Genomic DNA, 25552 nt, shown 5'->3' with positions numbered 1-25552 from the left:
TAGCGTTTTGATTCGTAACACGTGCTTCGAACACGCCTATTCCAGGCAGACACATTCCCTTTATCAAGGGAACAGATTCTGATACACGGTTTTAATCGACGCCACGTCCATCGGCTTCGGATTATTAGTTAATAACCTAGTAACCTTGGATGCAGCGATCGCCAGATCATCCACATCTCCTTCCGAAATGCCAAATTCGCGCAAGTTTTGCGGGATACGCATCTCTGAAGTCCATTCGAAAATCTGCTTGATCACCAGCTCGGAGGATTCTGTCCCTCCCATCTTCCCAGCCTGCAGACCCATGGCTCCAGCGACATTCCTAAGCCGATCTGCTATGGCATCCTGATTAAAGGCCATAACATGAGGCAGCAGCATCGAATTGGCAACTCCATGCGAAATATTGAACTTGCCCCCGAGTGGATATGCAAGCGCATGAACGGCCGCTGTGCCAGCTGCGCTCAACGCCATACCGCCGTACATGGACCCGAGCAGCATTTTCCCCCTCGCTTCAAGATCCGAACCGTTATGATAAGCAAGAACCAGACTTTCTGCAATCAAGCGGATGGATTCCAAGGCAAACATATCGCTTATCGGATTAGCCTTATTAGATATATACGATTCCAAGGCATGGGTGAAGGCATCCATTCCCGTTGCCGCCGTGATCGGTTTTGGCAAGCTTATCGTCAATACAGGGTCAATGATAACCAGCTTGGGCAGCAAGTGCCTGCTTATTATTCCTACCTTTAACTCTTCTTCCGGAACGCTTACAATAGCATTCGGCGTTACTTCTGAACCGGTTCCTGAGGTCGTCGGCACAAGTACTGTAGGAATGCCAGATTGCGAAACTAGATCGGTCCCAATCAGACTCTGCACGTCAACTGGATTCGTCAGCAAAACGGAAAATATTTTTGCAGCGTCGAGAACACTTCCCCCTCCTATACCAATCAGCAAATCTACAGGCTCGGCAGAAATGCTGCTGAATACGGAGCGAATATTGTCAACCGTCGGTTCCGGTTTCACTTCTGTTATATAACGACTGGATATACCGGCTTGTTTTAGCTCACCTACCATTTGTTCAATTACCCCGAGTGCTACGATCGAAGGTTGCGTTACGATCACGGCGTGCCGAAATTCGCCTAGCAACTTGATGCGCGGAATCAACTGATCAATGACATTACGACCGACGACAATGCTGCCGGACGTCTGAAACATGAACGGATTGGATGCATAACCGTCTTTCATAAGAGTCCACCTTCCGAACAAAATTTCCACAATTTTCCCTCATCCTACGCCCGCTTACAATCGATGTCAATGCAGCTGTAGTTTGAAGATGCAATCGACCTATATATCGGATTCAATCCCCCCCTGAGTAGGAATAGGTGTGATAGTAATCTTACAATATGTGGCATCTAACGTAAGTTCTAATAATCATTAAGGAGATTGAAAAACATGCATATTGAGCCCTATGTTACGCCTTATAAATTGGGTAAACCGGTGCTTATCGGATCCGGAATCCCCGGTCACTTTGATGAACGAGCCGTGGATTGCCCCTTCGTCTTTCAACATAATGAAAAGTTATACATGATGTACGTAGGATTTGACGGTACGGGTTATCAAACAGCCTTAGCCACCAGCACAGACTTGTTAAACTGGGAACACCTTAGTGTCATTCTAAGGCGGAATGAAGGTGCAGATTGGGACTCGAGAAATATAGCAGGAACATGGATTTTAAAGGAAAATAAGATCGATGCTCCTCCGGTGCTTAAGAAATGGAACAACAAATACTGGCTGCTCTATCACGCCTACCCTGATTTCGGTTACGAAGAAGGTTCGGCAAAAATCGGAATCGCATGGTCGGAAGATGAACAACTACTGGAGTGGCACAGATGCGTTGATCCAATTTTAACCCCAGAAGAAGGCGCAGATTGGGAACAAGGCGGTTTATACAAGGAATGTCTTGTTGAACATGACAGCACGTTCTACCTGTTTTATAATGCCAAAAACACAAATAAGGGAAAATGGCTCGAACAAACGGGCGTTGCTTTCTCAACTGACCTCATCTCGTGGCAGCGATACGAGCATAACCCGATTCTTCGTGTCTCTCCGGAAAGATGGGACTCCGGTTTTGTCAGCGACCCTTGTGTTTTACAAGATAAAGATCAATGGATCATGTATTTCTTTGGCTATAATTACAAGCAAGCACAAGAAGGAATTGCCTTATCGAAAGATCTTTTACATTGGGAAAAATATCCAGATCCTATTATTCGCGTAGGTGAAGAAGGCATGGTAGACTCTATTTTCGCCCATAAGCCTTCCGTCGTTACGCATAATGGCGTGCTTTATCACTTCTATTGCTCCTGCCGACCTTATAAGGAAGGCGATGCGACAAAAAACTGGGGAAAAGAGTTCCGTACAATCAGTGTGGCTGCCTCGCATGATGTTTTCAAAGGAGACACTACCCATGCAACTGGATGAAATGTTTGTGGAAGGCAAAAGATGTCCTATCGGGATTGATGTGACACGCCCTGCTTTCGGCTGGAGTTACAAATCCAGTCTTACTCGCTCGCAAATGCAAACTGCCTATCGGATCACAGTGTCAACCTCTGAAGAAAATGTGCAGCACATCGTATGGGACAGCGGTAAAATTGTTAGCAGGAAAAACGTGCATGTTTTATATGAAGGTCCTCCGCTACAATCTCGCATACGTTATTATTGGAAGCTTCAATTTTGGAATCAAGACGATCAGATGGTAGAAAGCCCAGCTTCGTATTGGGAAATGGGACTTCTTCATGAGTCAGATTGGGCAGCTCGCTGGATTGGAGAACCCGATGGAGAGTCGTTCGAACGTAAGGCGCTTCCGCTGTTCCGATATGAATTCAAACTAATGAAAAGGGTGAAAAGATCAAGAGCTTACATCTGCGGCTTGGGGCAATACGAGCTTCGCTTAAACGGAAACAAAGTCAGCGATCATGTGCTAACGCCGGGGTGGACAAACTTTAACAAGACCTGCCTATACAACGTCTACGATGTGACGGACGAAATGAAAACAGGTGATAATGTGGTGGGTCTGATGCTCGGGAACGGATTTTTCAATGTCACTGGTGGCCGTTACACGAAATTCAAACGTTCCTTCGGTACCCCCACATGTTTGGTACAGCTGGAAATCACCTATACCGACGGTACGACGGTCACAATTGCCAGTAATCAGGATTGGCGGATCGCAGAAGGACCTATCACCTTTTCGTGCATTTATGGGGGTGAGGACTATGATGCTCGACGTAATCAATTGAGTTGGGATCTGCCCGGTTACACGGAAAGTGATGATTGGAGATACGCAGCCGAAGTTGTTCCACCCCTTGGGAAGCTTAAATCGGAAGCACTTTCTCCAATGAAAGTAATGCAGACCTTTAAACCATTGAGCATAACGCAACCTAGTCCAGGCGTATTAGTGGCGGATTTCGGGCAAAACTTTGCAGGGTGGATTGAAGTATCTGTGATGGGCCAGGAAGGTTCAAGGATCACTCTATCCCCTGCAGAACTGTTGAAGGAAGACGGTACCGCCAATCAGAAGTGGACTGGATCCCCTTACAGGTTTTCCTATATTTTGAATGGAGACGGAGAGGAAATCTGGTCACCGCGTTTCAGCTATTACGGTTTTCGTTATGTACAAATCGAAGGCGCTATTCCTGTCGATTCGTCCACTCCCCTTACAGAGATTCCCTCACTGCTCCGCTTGGAGGGACAAATGATCTATCCAGATACGAGATTATCAGGTCATTTTGAATGCTCAGATGTTATGTTGAACCGGACGCACGAAATGATTAATCAAGCGATTCTGAGCAATATGAAAAGTCTTTTTACGGATTGTCCGCATCGAGAAAAGCTCGGATGGCTGGAGCAAATCCATTTGATGGGTCCCTCTGTAGCATTCAATTATCAGGTAGAAGCCTTGTTAACGAAAGTCATGGAAGATATCAGTGATGCCCAACTGCCGAACGGAATGGTGCCGACGACGGCACCTGAATATGTTGTATTTTCCGATAAATGGCGTTGCTTCCGCGATTCTGTTTCTTGGGGCGGTGCGTACGTGTTGACAGGCTGGAACTTATATCGGCTGTACGGCAATACTCGGATCTTGACCGAGCATTACGATGGTATGAAAGCGTACATCGATTATGTGACGGAGAACTCCGATCATTTAATCGTCCTTCAAGGGCTTGGAGATTGGTATGATGTTGGGGAAAATGGACCTGGGTTCGCCCAAAACACACCTGTCCCCCACACGGAAACAGCGATGTATTACCATCTCGTTGATGTTTTTGTGCAAATCGCAAACTTGTTAAACAACAAGCAGGACGCCATCAATTACGCTATCTTGCGAGATAAAATCAAATCGGCGTTTAATGACGCATTTTTCAACCGGGAAACTTCCCGATATGCTACTGGCAGTCAAGCCTCCAATGCCATGCCGCTATCATTGGGACTTGTGGATGATCACTTTAAGGAAACCGTACTCTCTCATTTAATTGAAGACATACGACTGCATGGTTATCATACGACTGCTGGCGATGTGGGACACCGTTATGTGCTGCTTGCACTCGCGCTGAATGGCCGTTCGGACATCATATACGAAATGACCCGACAAACGGATCATCCAAGCTACGGCTATCAAATCGCACATGGCGCAACGACATTAACGGAAGCCTGGGACGGTCCAACTGTTGGCAAATCACAAAACCATTTTATGCTCGGTCATCTGGAAGAATGGTTATACGCTGGCTTAGCCGGAATCGATTATCGATATGACCCCGAATTCCAAAGCTTTAAGTTGACGATTAAACCGTCAATACCTGGCGGCTTGCAAGAAGTCAAGGCTCAGCACCGGTTGCCTGTCGGATCTATGGGTGTTGAATGGAAACGCAATAATCAAACTCAATTGACGTTAAACGTGAGTATTCCTGCAAACTGTACGGCCGATGTCTATGTCCCTGCCTTAACCATGGATAGGATGACAGAAAACGGTGCAATGATTGAAGCAGCCTCAGGCATCGAAATCATCGGTTATGAAGCTGGATATGCCATACTTCGCGTTACTTCAGGACATTACCAATTTGTAAGCGAAGTCGCAGACTTACCCTTAGAGCGAAATTAGTCCAACAAAAAAGAGCTGTCGTCACATGTATTGACTACATGGTGAGCAGCTCTTTTTCTATACGCATTTATGGATGGATCGACTCGATCTCATAAGCCATACCTGAAGTTGTGTTAAACACGACCACTTGATCGTTGATCGATACATTTTTCAAGGGTTCAACCCCAACTATACGAATTTCGCTACTTGTCCTAAGACGGCAAATACCTCCAAGCAGCGAACGTACCACTGCACTTTCGATTTTTCCGCTCTTCCACTTGATATCTACCTCAAAGCCCCCTCGTGCCCTCAGTCCCTTCACTTCTCCGTCAGACCATGCCACCGGCAGCGCCGGAAGCAGGTGAAGCTCACCCGTGTGACTTTGCAGCAGCATTTCCACGATGCCGGCAGTCCCCCCGAAGTTGCCGTCAATTTGAAACGGCGGGTGGTTATCCAGCAGGTTCGGCAGCGTCGATTTGCTTAACAGCGCCATGATGTTCTCGTAGGCTGCTTCGCCGTCTTCCAAACGAGCCCAGAAATTAATGATCCACGCTCGACTCCAACCCGTATGCCCGCCTCCGTTCGCAAGTCGGCGCTCCAGTGTTTTGCGTGCAGCCTCAGCCAGATCAGGTGTCCCCCTGACAGTCACTTGATTGCCAGGATGGAGGGCGAACAAATGAGAGATATGCCGATGGCCAGCCTTCTTCTCTTCGTAGTCCTCCAGCCATTCTTGAAGTTGACCGTAACGACCGATTTTCGGTTCTGGAAGCCGGCTGCGGACATGTATCCATTCTTCCCGTAGGGAATCTTCTGTTTCCAACAATTCGCTTGCCCGAATACACGCTGTGAATAAAGCATGCAAGATTTGATTATCCATGGACGGTCCCATCGTGAGACAGCCTCGTTCCCCATTTGGCATCACGTAGGTATTTTCTGGAGAAACAGATGGGCAGGTCACCAGCTTGCCGTCCGGCGTTTCCATTAAGTAGTCGAGGAAGAATAACGCCGATTCTTTCATCGTTTCATAAGCGCGCTGCAAGAATACGCGGTCGCCCCCAAATTCGAAATGCTCCCACAGGTGCAAACAAAGCCATGCTGCTCCCATCGGCCAATACGTTGCTGGGATATAGATGTCCTGTGGGGCGGTATCTCCCCAAATATCCGTATTGTGATGTGCGACGAACCCACGGCAGCCATACATGGATTGTGCGGTCTTCCTTCCGCGCTCCCGCATTCGTTCAATAAGATCGAACAATGGTTCATGGCACTCAGATAAATTACACGTTTCTGTAGGCCAGTAGTTCATCTGAGCATTGATATTTATCGTATATTTGCTGTCCCAAGGCGGCTCAATTTTATCATTCCAAATACCCTGCAAGTTAGCGGGCAAGGAACCGGGGCGGCTGCTGGAAATGAGCAAATACCGGCCATATTGAAAATAGAGCGGAATGATCCCTGAATCTTCGCTGCCTTCCCGAATTCGCTCCAACCTCTTGTCCGTCGGTAAATCTACTGCCTCTCCTAATCCGGATTGAAGCTTCAAAGAAACTCGGTCATACAAACGTCCGAAGTCTTCTAGATGGTCGACTTTTAACTGCATGTAGGGTTTCCCTGACGCTTCCTCCACCCGCTTGACGCATTGAGCCTTCGGGTCCTCGTAACGAAATGAGGTCGCTGCCGCCAAGTAAAGTGTCACACTGTCAGCTCGATCAATGATCAAGTGCTCGCCGATCACACGGACGACACCTCCTTGGGCCTCCGCATGCAGCACTGCACAAAATTCGGATCCGCCGCCTCCGCAATTGCCGCGAATCGCAATAGCGTGATCGGACAGCTTGCCAATTTGTTCCGCATACTTGTTTTTCTCGCCCCGCATGAGACGAGCGGTCAAGGATAATGCGCCGGGCGTATCTGCTTCCAGCTGAACTGTCAATACCTGATCGACGTAACTGGACAGCATCTCGCGTTTATAACGAATACCGCCCGTCTGGTAGATTACGGTGGCGATCCCCGTACTTAAGTCAAGTTCACGGTGGTACTCTTCAATCACTCCGGAGTGCCCTTCGAAGGCCAACGTCAAATCGGCAAGCGGCATATAATGGCGCTGCCCCTCTGGGACGCCGGAAAGTGCCATCACCGCAAGCTGCTCGGCATCGCGAATTCGCCCTTCCATAATCCATTGGCGAATTTGTGGAAGATGCTCAAGAGCATCCGGATTGTTGCGTTCCTTCGGTCCGCCATACCAGACCGAATCCTCGTTCAGTTGAATCTTTTCCTTGGCAGCCTTGCCAAAAATCATGCCTCCGAGCCTGCCATTCCCTATCGGCAGCGCTTCGTTCCATTCAGAAGCCGGCTGCTGAAACCAAATTTTATCCATGATTTCGGACCACCTCCCTCAGTTCTTCGTCATGTATCCCTGTCTGCTCCGCATGATCTGTAATGAAGAGGCATTGGGGGACACAGTCATATGTTAACTTTTTCATAAGAATTCTCCTCTCTAATGTGATTAATCTGGCGACCGAAACGTAGTTCAAGCCTAAGGGACATTCCCTACTTTTCAAATCCTGGGAGCAATTTGGTTTTACCGTCTTTCTCATAGTTCGCAGAGAATTCTTGAATGGTCTGATCCACATCGCCGCTGATGAAGAAATTTTGCAGTAATTTTTGGAAATCTGCAAATGTTGGCGTCAGACGGTTTTGCACATTGATCTTTGCCTTACCGGCATCGATCATGTTTTTTACCGTTTGCTGCGCGGGATAAAGTTCACTATTCGCATCAACGAAGATTGGAATACTGGGCTGTGTTTGGTAGTACACGTTCACCATCTCAGGTGAAATCATAAATTTAATAAGATCAACTGCTTCTGCTGCATGCTTAGTTTTTACCGGAACCATTAATTGGTTCGGAGGTGTAATCATCGCTGTACCTGCATCCGTTGCCGAGGGGAATGGGAAGAAGCCGATGTGGTCTGTTACAAATGGCTTGCCAAATTTCTTCTCCAGCTGTGGAATTAAGCCATCGAGCATGAATGACATGGCGACTTTTCCTTCGCCCAATTTATTCTGCATGTCGTCATAGGTACCAGCAAGCACATTTTCTTGATACAAACCAAGGTCCTTCAATTCTTTATGTTTCTCAAATAAATCTTTCATTTCTGGAATGTTAGCAAGCTTCAATTCATTCGTCTCTAATTTCTTAATACCCTCGTCTTTGACGACGGGGTCAACATTAGTTACCCACCCTGTGAGATAAAAAATTTGAGCAGGCCAGCCATCTTTTACACCTTCATAAAAAGGAATTACACCAGCCGCTTTAATTTTCTTAGCGATCATTAACAAATCAGCATAGTTTTTCGGAGGCTCAACACCGACATTTTTAAACACATCTTTGTTGTAGAACACACCGTACATACCGGTTGCCCCGAAAGGTACGCCAAAGATTTTGCCGGATGCCGTTGTCTGGAACTCTTTCATCGATGGAATGATTCGCTTCCAAACGTCAGCATCGCCCGACCATTCGCGAAGTGTTTCTTCCGCTCTCAGCTTCACGTTTTGCTTAGTCCCTGGTTGCATGAGAAAGAGATCAGGAAAATCGCCCGTTGAGAATCGCGTCTTAATCATATTATCGAAATCCCCGCCTGGCAAAGCTTGCAGTTCAACTTTATTGCCCGATTTGGCTTCATACGATTTAAAGATTTTGTTGAAAGGAGTTGCATCTACCGTGTTGGCCATTACAAAAGTAAGTGTAACGGGATTTTTCGCTTTGACTAGTACGGGTGTACCACTCGCTGCAGTTGGCGACCTGTCTGTATTACTCATACTATTACCGCATCCCGCGACAGATAAAGTAATCAGACATGCCGCTGATACGCTTAGCGCTGTTCTCGTTCTTCTCATTGCTTTTACCATCCTTATAAATCACTTACAAACTAATTTAATGACATCACTTACAAGTATCCTATTATGTAATAACGATCACTGATGGGAGGCACACCATCCAACCAACTTGAGCAAAAAAGTCCTTGAAGTCTCTCCCGACTATCTTCAGGATATACGGAAATACGACTAACAAGCTCATCCAAGTTAGGTATTCGAGAAAAGGCAACAAAGGAGTCTCCTTCAAATGAGGCACGAGTCGGCTCACTCCCCTTTTCTGCAGAATAAAACAAATGATCCCGCTGTTTTCGGTCCTGGAAAGTCTCATCTTTTACAACCAAATAACAATCAATATCTGAATCCTCGCGTGCGATTAGAAACACATCCCAAAAAAAGATTTGTTATTCTTACCTTACATCATTTTTGTTGTTAGTTTGGGTGGTATTCATAACATATCTATAGGTGGAAAATGACAAAAGCTGAATCATTTCCAAAAATACCCACAAAGAGAACGATACCTCCGAACAACCAGGTTAACTACCAACCCAACCAATTAATTATTAAGTAATTTCAATCGATAACTAACTGCTTCGATATAATAATTATGTAATCTTCTTTCTTCATTATATTCTAACTTAGAGAGCAAGTAGTTTGGAAGAACACTATTAAATACGTTAGATTTTCAATTTATTTATTATTTTGTTTATTGATTGCCACTATGGCCTTTTGATAAAATTCTCCTTTTACTTTTGTTATCAGTAGAAAAAATCCTAGAACGTAGATGTTCTAGGATTTTCTGATTGTATATTTATACAAAATTGCGCATATGAAGATTCCTTAATTACTAATCGTCAGGCTCAGAATAAAAAGTATTAGACTGACTCGATTTTTGAATCAACGGCAGCCCTAAACTGATAAATAAAGTATTAGACTGCCGCACTGATACGATCTCATTCGGAAAACACTTATCTAAAACGGTGATTGAAAATATCAATGCCCAGTTTATCGAGACGTCCAAGATAACTCCTGAACCCTAGACCCCCATCTGCTAGTTTTTTCGATGTCACACACAAACTGGTCTGTGTCTAACGACAAGCAAGTATCCCCATTACCCCTCTACTGCACCAAAACTCCTAACTCCACTTACATAACTCCGATCTTCACAATTCTGTTTTCCAGTCGGGAACACTCTGCGGAAAATCCGATTAGATGCCCATAAATGGATTTCTCCAAAGATGTGCTTGATATCGACGGGTTTTCCCCCCGCAGAACACGTACGAAATCATTCACAAGCAGTAAATCTCCCCCACCATGACTGTCGTTGGTTACATTTACGGTTACTCGCTCCTCTGTGTATTCATGTCCAGCACGAGCATCAGGATGTCTGATTACAAATGAACCATCTTCCAAAGTTCCCTGAATTTCCCCTTTTGTCCCGATAATGAAGATAGTTCTACATGGCTTGGAAGTTGCCCCAACCATATTGTGCGTAGCTGTAGCGCCATTCTCGAATTCCACAACAACGGATTGGCGATCGACTACATCATTGTCACAATGCCATACGCATTGCCCAAACGGACTACTCGTACGCAGGATGTCTATCTTCTCCTCCTCCGTCGGAGCTATCCCCAAATAATCGTTTTCCCATACGTAAAAGCCCCAACGTCCCTGTTCGATGTAATGCTTCCTTGCTGAATAAGGACAGCTTTCTTCAATCTTGCAGTCGACCAGACACCGTTTTCCCGAGCCTTCCGGCGCATTTTCTGGTTTAAAGTGCACCAGACCACCGAAGCTGCTTACTCTCGTTGGTCTAATTCCACCCGTCATCCAGCTTATAATATCCAAATCATGACAGCATTTAGCCATGAGCATAGAGGATTTGCATGTTTCTTTGGAGTTCCACTTCCCCCTAATAAAGGAAGCCGCCATGTGATGATAACTAACATGTTCTGCGGTTTGAATATTGACGACTTCTCCGATATCGCCAGCCTCGATTCTTTTGCGAACTTCCACATAGAAGGGGGCATACCGTAAAACGTGACAGATCATCACAGTACGATTATGCTCTTTTGCTTTTTGGTGCAGCAAATACATCTCTTCTTCGTTCGTTCCGATCGGTTTCTCTAAAAGAACATGATAGCCGGCTTCAAGTAACGGGAGCGTCGTTTGGATGTGAAGATGGTCCATGGTTCCGTTGATCGCTGCTTCCGAAATCCGAGGCTTCGTGACCAACTGCTCAACTGTTTCAAAGCAGCATTCAGACGTAAGCCCGAATTTATTAGCGGTCAGTTCTCTTCGGACAGGATCAGGTTCAACGATCCCAACGATTCGTAATTGATCAGGATGTTTCGTCGCATAAGAAGCATAAAGCAAGCTACGATGTCCGGCGCCCACGATTACCGCAGTTATAGGCTGACCATTCGTGAAATTCTCATTGAGCTGATTGGTATTATTCAAAATGATTACCCCCTGCTTATTAAAGATGCTCCCTCCATCTTAGGAAAGGAGGGGGAGGGAGCGATCAACTTACTTTTTATTTTTAGCGTTGTACCATTCCGTTGCATCTTTAATTATTTGATCCCCACCACGCTTTTTCCAATCCTCTACGAATTTATCAAAGCTGTCGACTGGGTCTTTGCCGGTCATGATTTTGGCTGTTGTCTCCATCCACAAACCGTTTTTACCAAGCTCTGGCTTCGACTGCAAGGTCGGCGGTATCGGCATATCCAGTCCATCGTCTTGCCGGCCTTCTGCTTTAGCTATTTTGATCGCATTTGCGATTACATCCCCATCCTTACGACCCTTCATAAATGATTCATTGGCCAAATAAGATGGACCTGCAAAGCGAAGGAACATGAGATGCATATTTTCTTTGTTGATCTCATCCGCATTTGTCGGATATTTATAATTCACTTTGCCATTTTCTAACGAATAATCTTCGCCTTCCAAGCCGTAATCAAGGAACTTCAGAGCTTCTTCGGAATAAAACCAGTTCAAGAACTTAATGGCTTCTTCTGGATGTTTGTTCGATTTTGGAATAGACCAAGCCATATTGACCGGAGAACCGATCAGCATGCCTCCTTTACCATCTGGACCTGTGGGAGCAGGAATATTAACAACATCTTTCAAATGAGCACAATGCTAAAAATGGATAAAACGCATATTTCTTCAGCGATTGAAAACTTCCCCATATTAAAGGATCTAAAATGCGTGTTATTAATCAACAAAAGCGACAGACAATTCATCACAACTGATAATCCTGTAACGAAATATAACCAAATGTATGTACAAAGAAAGTACACTCTACGGGATACGGGCTGGGCAACATGGGAATTCAAATATCCTGTGGGCTCCATTCCGATTATAAGACTCATTAATCGGTGTTTCTGCTGTAATCCGTCGATCCACCGTTGTAATTTATCGAAGCCCTTCGATGGTGTTTTTGAAAGTAAGATGCCTATTAGAAAGTACGATCCCACGAAAGTTCGTAGCTTGGGCTACGTGGACTTCCTTCGCTATATCAATTCCTACAACAAGAAGGGAAGTGGTAATTCGTTCTATCCGTTGATATTGTCCCTCTGATTGCTTAAACTTCATAATAAGAGCGCCTCCTTGATGGTGTTGTGGACATACCCATCATACCGAGGCGCTCCTTTTTTGACAAAGCCCATTTCACTAGGTGGTATTTCTCCCGAATTTCCTTGTCGCTCCAATACTTCTAATAAGCTCGATGCACTTCTGAAAATAGCTTTACTTCTTTGCGTTTGTTCAACCCGTGTTTTCAGTAATTCAATAGATAAATTAAAGTAAACAATAATACTTGTAAATCCCTTTTCATGAAAATAACTGAGTACATTTGTTCGTCCTGATTTATTTAGATTACAATTGCTCAAGATGATGTGAAAATTACTTTGTACAGCAGCATATTCAACAATCGCATTGGTAATAGAGAATTTTAGTGTGTTAAGCCCTTCTATAGGGAGAAGTTTCTTATAATGACTATTAATAAATTCAGCATGATTGTCCTGACCAATGACTACATTGTTGTAAGACAGATTCCAATTCTTTAGCGAAGGTAGTTTTTCCACTATGAAATGATTGAACTATCCTGCCCGTCCCTCAACGAATCCAAGAAGCAGCTGCCCCGAGGCAGTCAGCTCCCTAAATATTACGCTATCAATCCTCTTTAGCTTAATATACTGTGTCAAGCATTAAACAAAAAAGATTGGATAGTCTCAACATTTGTGTCTTTAGGTATAACTATATCCAAAATTAATTCTCCCTCAAAAAACTCTGGACCCAAATCCTTATAGTGTTCTTTTAGATCAGTTAAATTAGTTATTAATTGGTTAGGTAACGGATCGATTTTATGCTTTACACTGTACATTATACTCTCCTTATGGAAAGTCAGCTTTCCATGAGGAGAGTGAGTGCTTTGAACAACCATTTAGAAGAAACCCGCAAGCAACGCGGAATAAAGCAAGAAGAATTGGCAATGGCTCTTGAAGTGTCAAGGCGAACGATCGGTTCGCTGGAAAACGAACGTTATAACCCATCGATTCTTTTAGCGTTCAAGGTTGCTCGTTTTTCGGTATGAGTATCGAAGAAATCTTTATTTATGAGGAGGATCAGCATGCTTGAGATGTGCCAAGAGGCTTTCTGATAGCTATGCATACCGGTTTGACAAGATAAACAACAAGCTTCGAAGACCGTTCATGTACCGCTGTTGTTTCATGAAGACTCACAGCTCATCTTATTCATAATCTTGTTCGCTCGGACTTAAGGTGCTGCTCTTGTTGATTCGGACGCCTGCCGGTTTCGCTACCCGACCTGTGAGCAACGGGTCATCCGTCTGCTTCATCCAACTTGTCAGTCGATCCTGCAACGACTGGTGAATCACGGAATACTCCGGTCGTCCCACAAGGTTAACCCTTTCCACCGGGTCCAGATAAAGATCAAACAGCATCTCCTGCTCACGAGTCTCATCGAGAAATCCATGCTCCATCAAGAAGGTCTTGCTTAACCCATCGTCGATATTCGCTGCTACATGCCGGCCATGATCCTCGTACAGTCTGATGTACTTATAGCGCGGAGTGCGAATACAGCGCATGGGCTCATAGGCGGCATGATAGGTTACCTCGGCGTAGATCTCCTCCCTGACCTGTTCTACCGCGTCCGTCAGCACCGGAAGCAGGGAGACGCCCTGAAGCCAATCCGGCTTATCCAGTTCGAGTAGCTCGCATATCGTGGGAAACACATCGACCTGAGAAACCAGGGTATCGACAGCTCCCTGCCGGGGAAATGCGCCGGGATGCTTCATGATGAGTGAAACGCCAATGCCGGTATCATAAAGCTGGCTTTTCATGTGCGGGAAAGCGATGCCATGATCGGTCGTATATAGGATCAGTGTATCGGACGACCGTCCCGATTGCGCTAAAGCTTCCAGGACGATCCCGATGCTGTCATCCATTATTCTTGCCGAAGTCATATATCTTGCCATATCCTCGCGGTTGTCCGGATGATCGTAAAACATCGCGTGAGGCATGACATAATCCGCTCGTATATCGGGATCCGCTTCCGGAAAAGCTCTGTGCGTGTTGAACATCCCAAACGATAGAAAGAAAGGCTGCTCGGATCGGTAGGCTTTTATATATTCGGCCGCAAGGGTCGCATTGCGTCGATCATCCGAGCCGGATTCTACTGGCAAGACATCTATATAGCCAAGGTCGGCAGGATCTTTGGCTTCATGTTGGACACCGCACAATACCGTCTTGAAGCCGTTCTCCCGCAAGTACGTTGCCAGATGCCGCTCGGGGTTGACAAGTGAAAATCCTCGATGCGCCAAGCCCAACATTCCGCAGGAATGAGGTGACATGCCGGTCAATAGGGCAGCCCGACTCGGCGAACATGTCGGAGCCGCACAATACGCGTGCCGGAACAGAACCCCCTCCTCGGCAAGCTTCATTAAGTGAGGGGTCGGCACCTGATAGCCGTAGGGCTGAATATAACGTCCTGTATCATGAGAATGCAAATACACAATATTCATGTTGTCATCATCCTTTAGGGCCGACTTTTCTTATACGCAGTAGTAAATTCCTCGATTATTTTCTGACCGCCGTTCTTTTTCCACTCCTCTATCGCTTTAGCCCACCCTGCTTCATCGATTTCCCCCAGAATAAACTTGATCTGGGTATCCGAGATGATCTTGTCAAGCTGTGCTCTCTTTTCGTTATTGGTAGGGGAATCCAAGGTCAGCGCAAGATTGACCACGGCTGCTTTCTCATTTTCCGCATTCATCTTAACCGACATTTCATGAAGCGGATGGAGAATTCCGGGCGTTGAGTTTTTCACTATATCTCCTACAGCGATTTGACCATACGGCTGAATAAGCTTCGAGTAGGCGTCACCCTCTACATACTTGGCTTTTCCATTTTCGATGGTATACGTCCTATCCTTGATGCCCCAGTTAAACAGATCGGCCATTTCTTTGTCCATTAATTTATCAAAGAAAGACAGCACCTTCTTTAATTCCGCTTCCGTCTTGACTGCTGATTTCGAGATGAGGAAAAATCCGTTGCTCCCCCGTTCCGAGTAGATCGAGGTGCCACGCGGTCCTTTGAGAAGAGAAACCATGCCGATTTGAGCTTTGGGATCTATCTTCTGTGCCTCCTGCTGCCGCACCAAGCCGTTTGCGGTAATTTGACGCATAGCCCCCGCTTTCCCCGATTTCCAAATATTAAACCAGAGATCACGTGACGTGATGGGAAAGTCCTGATTGATGAGCTTCTTTTCATACAGTTTGCGGTAGAACTTCAGCGCTTCCAAATAAGCTTCCGTTGAAAAGGACGGGATGAGCTTTTCATTTTCAACCCCCCACTGATTAGGCGCTCCAAAATAGGCGGCGATCATATCCAAATTGAACAAACCATCGTTCTCGATAAGCCCGTAGGTATCATTCTGCCCGTTGCCGTCAGGGTCCTTGGTAGCGAAGGCAAGCAGCATGTTATAGAAATCATCCACGGTCTTGGGCTCCGGCAGTCCGAGTTTATCCAGCCAGTCTTTGCGGTACACGAACGTATTCCTTGCCAGATCCCGAACTGACGGAATTCCGTATATTTTTCCATCGACCTTCAGATTATCGTAAACGAGCGGGTTAATGGAGGACAGATTCGGATAATCCTTCAGGTAAGGGCCGATCTCCCAGAAAAGCCCGTTTTTAATGGCGTTGACCTCGGCCACCGTATAAAAGGCTTTGACAGCAGTCGGCAAATTGTCCGAAGCGACCATGACATTGAATTTCTCCGAACGCGTGGAGTCTGGAACCGCTTGCAGATCCAACTTCGTGTTGGTGTAATTCTCAATGATTTTCACAACCTCAGAATCGTTCTTCGGGGGGGCAATATCATAGTTGAACATCATGCTGATCTTGTAGGGAGCATCTGCCTCATTTCCTTGATTCTGAGTGGTGTCCTGTGTTGTCCCATTGGTGCTGCAGCCCATCAATCCCAACAATGACAGACCTGCGACTGCGCCGGTGAACCAGCCTTTTTTTCTCATGTTCATAACCTCCCATTTTTAAATAACCCCTCGGCATTTACCGAGGCAGATGGCACAAAGGGTTCCTCATACCATCGCACCTTCCATCTTTTCATCGGGGATATCGTTGTATCCAAAGCTGACCTCGTTTTCAGTAAGATCGATCGAATGTAAGCAACGTTTTAACCTTTGACGGAGCCCAGAAGAACACCCTTGGCAAAATGTTTCTGCAGAAATGGATATACGAGCATGATTGGAACGGTGGCAAACACGATCACGGCCATTTTAATGGACTGCGGAGGCAGGACCGTTTCATCCGATATAGAAGAGCTCTCACCGACAGAACTTTGGGACAGGATCACAATCTGCCGCAGCAGCACCTGGATCGGCCACTTCGAACTATCGTTGATATACATGATCGCTTGAAAATACATATTCCAGTGACTGACTGCGTAAAACAACGCAAACGTCGCCATAGCGGGCAAAGATAACGGCAATACAATGCGAAGCAGAATGACCATATCGTTGGCACCGTCGATCTTGGCCGATTCTTCCAACCCTTCCGGGATTTGCTGAAAGAAGTTTTTGAGAATGATTAAATAAAATGCACTGATCGAGGTTGGAATGATGACCGACCACAAGCTGTCAAGCAGACCCGTCCACTTCACGACAAGAAAAGTAGGAATCAACCCTCCGCTAAACAAAATGGTGAAAATCACGAGCATGAGAATGCTTTTTCTTCCTAACAGATGGGTCTTTGATAAGGGGTAAGCCATTAAACTGGTCATGGCCAGATTGACAATCGTACCGCCTATCGTAATCAGGATTGAATTGTAAAGGCCTCTCATTAAGGTATCCGTGGAAAAAATATATCGGTATGCCTCCAGGGACCAGCCCTTCGGAAAAAGAATCAATCCGCCTTCGGCGATCGTCTTCTCATCCGAAAAGGACAGTGCGATGATATAAATAAACGGAAATACCATAAGAATGGCGATAAACCCTAACAGCCCAATATTGATGACATCAAACCCCTTAACTCCGAGGGAACGCCTCGCCATATCAGAACACCCCCTCTTCACCTGATTTCTTGGCCAAATAATTCGCAGCCAGTACAAGGATCAGGCCTACAAGCGACTTGAACAAACCTACTGCGGCACTGTAACTGAAATTCCCTTGCAGCAGCCCTGCCGTGTAGACATAAGTATCGAACACTTCGCCAACCTCACGATTCACCGCATTCAGCAGCAGCAGGATATGTTCAGCGCCTTGTTCCATAATGTCTCCCAGCTTCAGAATAAACAAAATCACGATCGTACTGCGCAGCGCGGGCAACGTGATATGCCAAAGCTGCCTCCAGCGGTTTGCCCCGTCAATCTTGGCCGCTTCGTAGAGCTGAGGATCCACTCCGGCAAGCGCGGCAAGGAAAATGATTGTTCCCCAACCAGCTTCCTTCCAAATGACTTGAGTCACTTGCAACGGCCTGAACCAATCGGTACTCATCAAAAAATTTACTTTTTTTAGACCGAGCACTCCGAACAGTTCATTAATAAACCCGCCTTCGGGCGTCAGGAACAAATAACTGATGCCTGCGATGACTACCCAGGAAACGAAATGCGGAATGTAGATCACCGTCTGGACGAATCTCTTGAACACCTGGTTTCTCAGCTCGTTCAACATTAAGGCAAGCACAATCGGAATCGGAAAAAAGAAGATGAGCTGGTAAGCGGACAACAGAATCGTATTGCGAAATAACATCCAGAAAGTAGGCTCGGAAAACAATCGGTTGAAATGCTTTAACCCTACCCACTCGCTCTGGAACAATCCCAGTCCGGGGGAATAATTTTGGAATGCAATCACCACACCCCACATCGGCAGGTACTTGTAAACCAGAAAAAAAATAATGCCAGGCAATAGCATAAGATACAACCAACGATCTCGAAGCAATTGCTGTTGCCATCGACGAGCCATTGACACGTGCTGCATGAGGTTCCCTCCTTCTCGTTTGTACCCTCACTTTAAGCCGCATCATTGTCAGAAGTCTATATGCACCTTACGCTCACATTCCATGTAGCTTCTTGCATATGCCGAATCGCATAAACATGCCCTTTGCCGCAGCACAGTGCATCATGTTACTCGGGCTTCGGGTCATCTACTGCATACGAAGCCTTCCTACAAGGCGAAGCGGCGCGGCCTTCTTTGCGACAAGGTACGTTTCGAGCAACTGGATCCTGACACGCCTAAACGCAGCTTCCGCCTCTCGCTCCCGGTTATCTGCCGCTACTACTTGCTATCCCTGTAGCTGGAAGGGGTCATGCCCTCCATCTTTCGAAAGTAACGAATAAAGGCTGCTGTACTCTGATAATGCAGTATTTCTGCGATTTGTTGAACTTGCATATCGCTCTCGGTCAACAATTGCTTGGCCATCTCCAGCTTGATGTTCGCCATATAGTCGCTGAAGCTCATTCCCACTTCCTTTTTGAACACTCTGCTTAGGTAATTGGCATTAAAATTCATGAGATCCGCAATCGCTTCAAGCGTAAGATTTTCCTCGAACCGTTTATGAACTACATCTTTGATTCTTTGAGCCATTTGACTTTGGTGTGACTGTTCGCGAGCAAGCAATAGATGAAATAAGGGTTCCAATCCCATACTTGTAAACCAGTGCCCCAGTTCCTCAAAGCTTGTGGTACGAAACAAGGTTTGGACATGCTCCACATCCAGGAGCATTTTTTTCAAGGTCTGCTTATCTCTTTGAAGTAAGCCGTTTAATTTGACGAACAACTGATAAAATAACACCTGCGCTTCGATTTGAGTAAAATGTCTTTCCTCAATTTTCTCTAGGATGCGCGCTACGACCTCATTCGCCGCTGACCGATCTCCGCTTTGAATCGCTTCCAATAATTCCTGCTCTTGGCGCGCAGGGTATGTCATCTCTAGCAAACTGCCCGGATCCGCTTGCTCCGACCGCATCACGCCGCGATAGCCGGTTCGCTGGCAGAAGTGTAACGCCGCGGTCGAGTCTGCAAATGCAACGGACGCTTGCTCCAGCTCTGCATGAAATCGACTGACGCCCATTTGAATCTCCAGACCAATAAACGTTTGAATCTTTTCTTTGATTTCCTCACAGAGGTGCATTAATCGATCCTCTGCCGGCACTATACCTGCAGAAGAATCCACAACGATAGCCACGCAGCTCTCATTCATGATGACCGGCTTAAACGGTTGCACCACTGTTAAAATCTCTTCCATTATGTTCTTCACTGCATACAAGATCAGCCCCAGATCCCGTTCCTCAAACCGGGATCCATCGAGAGAGTACACTCTAAGCGTCAGGACACTGGATCGGCTCCAGTTCTGGACAATATCAAACATCTCGATGTGCCCTCTTATTTCCTTGCTGCTTAATTGACCCAGAAGGAGTTTGATCACAAACAGCTCATGCAAATAGGGAAACTGTTTCTGAAGTTGTTTCTGAAGCTCCAATTTATTTCCAAGCAGCCCTTGTATTCCTGTACGAATATACTGAATCTCGTCCGTAGCTGCCGACGAGACTGATTCATGATTCGAACCGGCGACCATATCTCGTAATAATCGGATCGGAGAATAGAACATTTTCGAGCCTTGCCAGGCCAGACCCAATGTAATCAAAATGATCGTTACACACACAGATAGCGTAACCCAGCCGATCGCTTTAGACTCTTTAGTAATCTCGGACAGATGGACCAGGGAAACATATTTCCACCCGTTATAGCCCGAATTCTGAACCGTGATCAGCATAGGAGCGCCGTCCAACTCGATGTCGATATCCTGCTGCTCTGCGGACTGGAGCTTTAATGCCCTCTCAAGCTTCGCTTGCTGCTCTTTCGAGCTCAGGGTTTCCGAATTGCGGAAGATCATTTCTAGGTTTTCATTGTAAATCACGGTGTCTCCGAAGCTTTCACTTCTAACCAGTGAGTCAAACAATCGAGGGGAAAACTTTAGGACAAGTGCCGCTCTGGGTGGCGATTGGCCAGATAGAAAAGGCAACGGCTTGATTAAGCAGACAGACCCTTCCTCTGATCCCGTTTCCCACTGTGCAGGATGTGACAATGAAGCGGACCATTCAGAGAGAGCGCCGGTCTCGCTCAGCCGTTCCAATCCCTTGTAACTGACGAGCCACTCTTTTTCAAGATTTACGAAATAGACACTTTCCACAAAATCAAATACCTGAAATGCCCTAATGGTCTTCATCAGGTCGTTAACCACCTCGAACTGGTACCTGTTCAAATCAAGCTCCAGGGCGGAGACGGCCAGCGTTGAATTGGCAAATTGGGTGGCCATGATATGCGCGGTTTCCAGCTTGTGCTCGATGCTGTTCACGGCCCGGTTTAAAATTTGTCGATTAGCTTCATCAACCTTGTGCTGAATGACCGTCGAGGCGCGCTGATAAGAAAACACACCCATTACGATGACAGGCAAGGCTCCCAAAATTAAGCTATATATAAATAATTTTTTCAAGTAGCTGTACTTCATCATACAAAGCATTCTCCCCATACAATAATGTAGTAGTATAATTATAGGGATCTTGCATTTGAGACGCAATAAGCATCAGTTGACCTAATAAGTAGTCGTTTGCTGCATATATTCCTAAAATGAGTATTTCGCAAGTTCAGGTTTCCACTTGCACCGGCCATGAATCTAGCAGAACGAAGTTCAGGTAAATACAAGGGGAAAATTAAGCTCATGAAGGAGGTAACTCACTATTCGTGAGCACTTGTATTTCACTGTGTTTCACCTATTATCCCACGACCCTACATTCCAAGCCTTGCATGCACACAATGTTGAAGTGAAACGGATGACGAAAATGCAGTCCGTGTAATGATACCATCGCCCTTCCAAACGATGAAGTTCAGATAGGAATACCTTTAGAATATTCTCGAGCTATTTTAAACACAACTCTCAGGCATGGATATATTAGTGATTCATTACCTACTGGACAATTACTATTTAATATTGGCGCACACGCTTCTATTGGTTCAAGTAAAGCGATTTTTGCCAATGTCACTAGACTAATTTATAGGTTATTAATTCTTAGATCGTGGAGAGTTGAGTGCTATTCTCGAAGATCATCTGCGCACATGAAAGCACGATTTTTATTTAAGGGTGAAGTCATGGAACATAAGAGCGATAGAAAATGGAGATTAGAAAAGCTTTTACAAAAGCATAAGTCTAAGCAGAAATTATCATATGGCGTATTATTTGAGGAATGTTTAGACGCTTTGGGTGAAGGCACTATCATTTTGTCCGAAGAATCAAGTGAAACAATGAGGAACGAATTAGTTAATGCTTACTATTTTACTCCTTGGGGAAGAATTGATTGGGATAAAATTTCTAAGAAAACCGAAATAAAAATAGCAGCAGATGTATTATACACTTTGAAATCCTTAAATATCGACATAGGAACTCCAATCTATATTATATGGAGTGGAAGCTACCCAGTTTTGCAAACTGATTTTCAAAGATTCATAAATGCACTTGATGATGTTTTAGCAGTGGACTTTGATACTTACGTCTACTGTTCTTCACATTATGTTATTGAATTTTTCCATGATGGTGAGATAACTTTAGGTTATCTTTAATGAAAGAGCAATTTTATTCATCTGAATTTTGGAGTGATGAAATGAAAATCCAAGTTGATATAACTGAGAGTAAATTTGATGATTATTACGATACTGTTGACTTTTATGATGGAAAGACTCTTTTCTTTGACATAACGACTAAACTCCCAAAGAATTTGGAAATCATGGTTTGGGGTGCTAGTCTAATGCCGAGATTCAGTTGGAATAAGTACGTAAGTCTTGAAAGTGAAACTCGCCTTAGGGAGATTGTTGAAAGAAGTGAAAATATAGCTGTTCAGATTCAAGGGTTCGGCAAGCTAAGTTTTAAAGAAGTTATAGCAGGGAAAATAGAAGTTTCCCCCTGTGATATGTCTGTGAAAGGAAATTACACTTTTTTCAAGGATAGACAAGGAAAAACGTTGTCTTTCAGAAAAGAGTGGAATATGGACTTCGTGGACAATGATTGTTATGAATATAATATTGATTCCAATATAGCTTTTCCTTATGGTCATTGTGATTTGAAGTTATATGCAAAGGGAAAGGTACTATTTGAATTTGATACTGATGATTGCGTTCATTACCACGATTATTTGTTGAATCCAAACAGGCAAGAAACCTTTTTTGGATTTGTAAAAAATAAAGAGTTGTCTACTAATACTTTTGATGATTTTGAGATATGATGAAAAGAAAAGTACAACAACAACAACAACAACAACAACAACAACAACAACAACAACAACAACAATACAATAACAAAAAAAAAAAATACTGATAACTGTAACTTGTTTTGTCGTTTTTACTAAACTAATTTCGGTGTTTTTGTATCATGGTTTTGGCGCCTTCTGTATCATGATTTGGCATTTCGTATGGATTTTGTAAGATGAAATGTCGCAAAATCATCGTTTCAGCACAAAAAAACACGATACCAGATTGGCTCGTGTTTAAATTTTCATCAATGTGATCCTAAGATGCCTTTAAATTGTATAGTACGCTTCTTCTATAAATTGTTTTGTATTATTCATCTTCTAGAAGTGGTTGAAACGGAATTGTTCCTAAGTATAAAACTTTAATATTGGTCTCGTTCACGAGCCATGACATAAACAAGAAATGCTTCATCATATGCTTATTTGAAATTAATAGATTTTGTGAATCATCAATTACTAGATACTTGCAATCCTTGCAATTTGATAATTTTCTCAATAAAATTGTTTTTAAATCTGCTGTAGGTATATTTCCGGAAAATACTCCGTCTGCTCTTAATAATGAAATGATAAACTCTCTTTCATTATCGATATAAGGAGCTTGGGTAAATAAAACTGATATTTCGCCATTTGTGTATATTATTAAATTCGCTCATTATTTCCTTTGCAAAAGTTGTTTTTCCAATTCCCGAGTAACCATCGACAAACATAAAACTTGCAGTTGTACAATTAAGAAAATTCTCGAAATTCAATTTGAAAGATTTCAAAATGCTCGTGTACTGACTTTCAATTTCTTTACAACTTTATCTAGAAAAGGATACCCTAAAAGTTTAATGTCCAAAGACGAGTCTGCTGGATCTATGAATAACTATATGGGGTCAGGCAATCCAGATTTCTCTCAGAGGATTTGTCAAATGCTTTATGGACGATGGAACCGTATGCGATTATGAGACAACCAGGTTTACCGTGAAGGCTGCTGAGCATGTCCTGCGCTTTCTTCAGAAGTATCAATGGGATTGAACATGGGGATATTGTTAGGTGCTGAAAGGGCAACATGCAGAGAATCGGACGAAATTAGCGTAGGGTCACGCCTGTTTCTACCGCCCTACCATTTAAGCCACCTAATTCGCCCATTATTAATGCTTTTCTTATTTGTAATGTAAGCTCCTAGTATATCTATATGGTATTTGATGAATACCTTAAAACATTTCCATCCTCAGGAATACCTTCAAAATAAGTGCCAATACAACCTGTTGTACATCATATCTTCGACACCTCTATACACGCTTGAATAAGGAACTACTCCAACCATCTTAACTTCACCTTTCTTAAGAGTATCAGCCACTCCTAAGTCAAATACATCAAGTCTATTATCAATTATCGGATGTTTGGTAATGCGGATCTAAAGAAATTGTTATCTGCACATGCTCTGTCTAAACAACTCGCTGAGGTCATAGTAATATAATTTCACACCAAATCTTTGTTCATTTTAGATTGATTTGATCTTTGTTGAAGTGCTTGATTACAACATTTTTAAAGATCGCGGTGCCGCCTTCCGAAAAAAGGGTAATTCCTTAATCGTTTAATTCCGGGAAAATTTCATTGAAAAAAACGATGGTTCCATCATCCATAAAGACTTCAATGCTTATTTTATCGACGAGAATCTTCAAGTGAACGTTCTTCTTACTCACATCAAAGGGTGCCCTGCTTTCAACATATTTACCACTCTTGTCGGGCTGCCCTGTAAAAGCTCTATTGACATAAGAGTAGAATACGTGCAGCATTTGGAATGAATTGGGTGAAACAACTCCACCTCTGTTCCCGCATGCCTTTTAACGACACATCCTAATATATCTGACTATCTTTCCATTCATCATCGGAACCTAAAGGATGAAATCCTGCGAATAGACGAGCTTACGTGAGGAAATTAAATTATACCGAGGGAGCGGAACAACGAAGATTATTAAAATTGTTTCTGTAATTCCTTTATATTGAGTTCATTAAAATTAAAGAATAGCATGTCGGAACCCTCCATGTTTTCTTTTACATGGCTCAATCCCTTAAACCCAAGACACTTCATGCCAGCTTTCTTAGCAGCAATTTTTCCATTTTCTGAGTCTTCAATTACCAAACATTCAGCTGGTTCAATAGCAAGTTTTTGGCTCGCCAAAAGAAATATCTGAGGATCGGGTTTAGATGCCGCTACTTCTTCGTCACAAACGATTTCATCAATAAGTGTGTGGAGCTCAAATAGATGAATAACAGCATCCATTCTTTTTTTAGATGCGCTAGTCGCTAAAGCGGTCTTTACCTGGTTACTTTTAATATCATATAGAAATTCTTTTACTCCTGGGATAGGTTTCATTGATTTGTAGAGTTCTATTTCCCTGTCTTGATTGTAGCTATTGATCAATAAAGAAATATCATGTGGTAGGTTGTATTGTTCTTTTACTTTTGTCCAAAACTGCCTCGAACTAAGACTTCCCCAGGTCTTGATCTCCTTACTAGTTAAGTTGCAACCAAATGTATTAGCTGTTTCACATAAAAGCTGATAGGCAACTGAGTGAGAGTCAATAATGACCCCATCCATATCGAAAATGACCGCTTTAATCATACATTTCTCCTCTCGTTATAAGGCGAGTAGCTGCTGCATCTTCAAATATTCGTATGATATATTTTAATTCCTTTGACCGGAAGTTAAGCTAACCTGC

At 44.2% G+C, this 25552-nt stretch carries 18 protein-coding genes and 2 pseudogenes; 5 read left to right on the top strand and 15 right to left on the bottom strand.

Going from position 1 to position 25552, the window contains the following annotated elements; all coding sequences use genetic code 11:
* Positions 1-63 precede the first annotated feature (63 nt).
* Entirely contained in the window at positions 64-1242 is a 1179-nt protein-coding gene (locus ASG89_RS05095) for an iron-containing alcohol dehydrogenase (protein ID WP_057309329.1), read from the bottom strand.
* A gap of 207 nt (positions 1243-1449) precedes the next feature.
* Between ASG89_RS05095 and ASG89_RS05090 the strand changes: the two genes are divergently transcribed.
* Both ASG89_RS05090 and ASG89_RS05085 read left to right on the top strand, forming a co-directional pair.
* On the top strand, positions 1450-2475 hold the full coding sequence (locus ASG89_RS05090; protein WP_057309328.1) for a hypothetical protein: 1026 nt from the start codon (positions 1450-1452) through the stop codon (positions 2473-2475).
* Complete coding sequence (locus tag ASG89_RS05085; RefSeq protein ID WP_082592749.1) at positions 2462-5152, top strand: alpha-L-rhamnosidase; 2691 nt, start codon at positions 2462-2464, stop codon at positions 5150-5152. Before ASG89_RS05090 ends, ASG89_RS05085 begins: the two co-directional genes overlap by 14 nt.
* 67 nt (positions 5153-5219) lie before the next feature.
* Here ASG89_RS05085 and ASG89_RS05080 read toward each other — a convergent pair whose 3' ends face one another.
* The 7 genes from ASG89_RS05080 to ASG89_RS05050 all read right to left on the bottom strand — a co-directional run bounded on the left by ASG89_RS05080 (position 5220) and on the right by ASG89_RS05050 (position 13394).
* A complete protein-coding gene (locus ASG89_RS05080) occupies positions 5220-7508 on the bottom strand; it encodes a glycosyl hydrolase family 95 catalytic domain-containing protein (RefSeq protein ID WP_057309327.1) in 2289 nt (762 codons plus the stop codon).
* A 173-nt stretch (positions 7509-7681) separates the two neighbouring features.
* Positions 7682-9028: an ABC transporter substrate-binding protein gene (locus ASG89_RS05075; protein WP_057309325.1), complete on the bottom strand. Its 1347-nt coding sequence runs from the start codon at positions 9026-9028 to the stop codon at positions 7682-7684.
* A gap of 1122 nt (positions 9029-10150) precedes the next feature.
* Positions 10151-11464: a Gfo/Idh/MocA family protein gene (locus ASG89_RS05070; RefSeq protein ID WP_057309323.1), complete on the bottom strand. Its 1314-nt coding sequence runs from the start codon at positions 11462-11464 to the stop codon at positions 10151-10153.
* 69 nt (positions 11465-11533) lie between these two features.
* Positions 11534-12136, bottom strand: coding sequence for an extracellular solute-binding protein (locus ASG89_RS05065; RefSeq protein WP_157276532.1), 603 nt, complete (start codon positions 12134-12136; stop codon positions 11534-11536).
* Positions 12137-12424: 288 nt separating this feature from the next.
* Positions 12425-12604 carry a hypothetical protein gene (locus ASG89_RS05060; RefSeq protein WP_057309320.1) on the bottom strand — a complete coding sequence of 60 codons (180 nt, stop codon included), beginning with the start codon at positions 12602-12604 and terminating at the stop codon, positions 12425-12427.
* Complete coding sequence (locus tag ASG89_RS05055) at positions 12601-13095, bottom strand: AAA family ATPase (RefSeq protein ID WP_057309318.1); 495 nt, start codon at positions 13093-13095, stop codon at positions 12601-12603. Before ASG89_RS05055 ends, ASG89_RS05060 begins: the two co-directional genes overlap by 4 nt.
* 116 nt (positions 13096-13211) lie before the next feature.
* Complete coding sequence (locus ASG89_RS05050) at positions 13212-13394, bottom strand: hypothetical protein (protein WP_057309316.1); 183 nt, start codon at positions 13392-13394, stop codon at positions 13212-13214.
* 48 nt (positions 13395-13442) lie between these two features.
* Between ASG89_RS05050 and ASG89_RS05045 the strand changes: the two are divergent.
* A pseudogene (locus tag ASG89_RS05045) lies at positions 13443-13648 on the top strand (helix-turn-helix transcriptional regulator).
* A 112-nt stretch (positions 13649-13760) separates the two neighbouring features.
* Here the strand turns inward: ASG89_RS05045 and ASG89_RS05040 are convergent.
* The 5 genes from ASG89_RS05040 to ASG89_RS05020 all read right to left on the bottom strand — a co-directional run bounded on the left by ASG89_RS05040 (position 13761) and on the right by ASG89_RS05020 (position 21058).
* On the bottom strand, positions 13761-15053 hold the full coding sequence (locus ASG89_RS05040) for a sulfatase (RefSeq protein WP_057309314.1): 1293 nt from the start codon (positions 15051-15053) through the stop codon (positions 13761-13763).
* 14 nt (positions 15054-15067) lie between these two features.
* The gene (locus ASG89_RS05035) at positions 15068-16564 is read right to left on the bottom strand and encodes an extracellular solute-binding protein (RefSeq protein WP_057309313.1); all 1497 of its coding nucleotides are present in this window, start codon (positions 16562-16564) and stop codon (positions 15068-15070) included.
* Positions 16565-16725: 161 nt separating this feature from the next.
* A complete protein-coding gene (locus ASG89_RS05030; protein ID WP_057309312.1) occupies positions 16726-17601 on the bottom strand; it encodes a carbohydrate ABC transporter permease in 876 nt (291 codons plus the stop codon).
* Position 17602: 1 nt separating this feature from the next.
* The gene (locus tag ASG89_RS05025; protein ID WP_057309311.1) at positions 17603-18526 is read right to left on the bottom strand and encodes an ABC transporter permease; all 924 of its coding nucleotides are present in this window, start codon (positions 18524-18526) and stop codon (positions 17603-17605) included.
* Positions 18527-18823: 297 nt separating this feature from the next.
* Positions 18824-21058 (bottom strand): AraC family transcriptional regulator, encoded by a 2235-nt coding sequence (locus ASG89_RS05020; RefSeq protein ID WP_057309309.1) that lies wholly within the window; start codon positions 21056-21058, stop codon positions 18824-18826.
* A 602-nt stretch (positions 21059-21660) separates the two neighbouring features.
* Between ASG89_RS05020 and ASG89_RS05015 the strand changes: the two genes are divergently transcribed.
* On the top strand, positions 21661-22161 hold the full coding sequence (locus ASG89_RS05015) for a hypothetical protein (RefSeq protein WP_057309307.1): 501 nt from the start codon (positions 21661-21663) through the stop codon (positions 22159-22161).
* A complete protein-coding gene (locus tag ASG89_RS05010; protein ID WP_157276531.1) occupies positions 22161-22820 on the top strand; it encodes a hypothetical protein in 660 nt (219 codons plus the stop codon). The genes ASG89_RS05015 and ASG89_RS05010 overlap by 1 nt, the downstream gene beginning before the upstream one ends.
* A 1505-nt stretch (positions 22821-24325) precedes the next feature.
* Here the strand turns inward: ASG89_RS05010 and ASG89_RS05005 are convergent.
* Positions 24326-24610: pseudogene (locus ASG89_RS05005) on the bottom strand (GH32 C-terminal domain-containing protein); the annotation flags it as partial.
* 194 nt (positions 24611-24804) lie between these two features.
* Positions 24805-25455 (bottom strand): HAD family hydrolase, encoded by a 651-nt coding sequence (locus ASG89_RS05000; protein ID WP_057309301.1) that lies wholly within the window; start codon positions 25453-25455, stop codon positions 24805-24807.
* Positions 25456-25552 lie beyond the last annotated feature (97 nt).

Source organism: Paenibacillus sp. Soil766, from assembly GCF_001428105.1.
Taxonomy (GTDB): Bacteria; Bacillota; Bacilli; order Paenibacillales; family NBRC-103111; genus Paenibacillus_E.
This window is presented reverse-complemented; position numbering and strand designations above follow the sequence as displayed.